The sequence below is a fragment of the Pseudomonas sp. F01002 genome, assembly GCF_004402115.1.
GTDB lineage: Bacteria > Pseudomonadota > Gammaproteobacteria > Pseudomonadales > Pseudomonadaceae > Aquipseudomonas > Aquipseudomonas frigoris.
On the sequence record NZ_SOPU01000036.1, the window covers coordinates 22,281 to 23,650 of the forward strand.

Here is a 1,370-nt window from a genome sequence, read left to right on the forward strand (position 1 = left end):
CCAAAATCGGCCACCGCAACCATTCAAACCGGATGAAAAAACAACTCTATAAATCATTAGCTTATCTAACTTTGCACTTTTCGTATTTTTGTTCGGTGAGGTTCTCTTGTACTCATGAAAAACGAAGCTCATGAACACAAACCGGCGCAGCGAACTTCGCCTACGGGGCATCGAAGGACTCTATAGATCTCAGAAATCACCTGCATCGTTGCGTCTTCGATCGTTCCTTCATTACGGCATAAAACCCAGCCGTGATCTGCAATCGCTCGCTCGAACGCCTTGGTACAAGCAACTTGTTCTTCCAGCGTATGGATCACGGTACTGCTCAGCCCACGCCGTCGTGCCGCTGCCCTCGCCCATGAAACATCAGGGGCGGTGACAACCCCGACATGCAGGTCTGGCACTCGCACATTTCGATCAATGTTCAACTGTAGAATCTCTGCAAACGGGACTATCCGGCGAAACGCGGCATCAGACGGGTACCAGCGATCGATCAAGATGATGCTGTCTGGTGGCTGTTTAGCCAGCACGTGCCGGGAAATCCAGGTACGGCTATCAGCAAAGCGCTCACAAACCTCCAACTCCAAATCCCGGGTGGGATTTCTGACGAGTTTGTTAACGAGGGTCATTGTTTCACCCCTAAAGGGATCGCTTTTTCTCTCGCAAAGTCGGATCACCTTTTTGTTGTCTGCCCTCAGTACTTTCGTAACGGCTTCCAACAGTGTGGTTTTGCCGGCTCCTTTGGGCCCATCTAGAGAAACAAACAGCGGACGATTCATTCTTCACATAACGATTGATATACGGTTTTTTTGCCCGGTTCGTTCGCTGGAACCGCTTGGCGCGACTACGCGAATCGAGTGGAGGGTGCTTATGAACAGACATTGACGAACACTCTAACCTGATTTCTGACTGACGGGTTTCAGAATCCAGGGTTACAGCCCCTTATGAACATCGGTCATCGCCCATCTGTTCAATTATGTGTCAGGGTGGAACTTCTCCACAGGAACATTTAGTGGCGCTCTACTTGACGGAGGCAACAGCTCGGCCCCAGGCACGTTCGTCTAAAACCCTGAAACGGAGAAGCCAACGTGAGCACCTTGAAACTTCACCCCGCACTGGACAACGGTATCTAACCTGCCGCCGCGAATTTCACAGGCGGCACCCTGCAATGCCTGTGTGCGACCGACAAGGTCGAGGTCAAGATCGACGCACAAACCCTGCATTACCACGCGTGCGGCTGCAGCAAATACTGGAAACCACAAAACGCGACATTCGCCGTCATCGGCGTGGTGCCTCGAGATTAGGTCAGCGTCATTGCCCACGGCGAAAAACTGGAAATTGTCGACGAAACCGCCACCATCCAGCGGCAC

General features: G+C 52.0%; 1 protein-coding gene and 1 pseudogene. One reads left to right on the plus strand and one right to left on the minus strand.

Features of this window, described 5'->3' with window-relative positions:
• Positions 1–128: 128 nt before the first annotated feature.
• On the minus strand, positions 129–779 hold the full coding sequence (locus E3W21_RS27845) for a dTMP kinase (protein ID WP_134422786.1): 651 nt from the start codon (positions 777–779) through the stop codon (positions 129–131).
• A 309-nt stretch (positions 780–1,088) separates the two neighbouring features.
• Between E3W21_RS27845 and E3W21_RS32040 the strand changes: the two are divergent.
• Positions 1,089–1,370, plus strand: a pseudogene (locus tag E3W21_RS32040) (glutathione-dependent formaldehyde-activating protein); the annotation flags it as partial.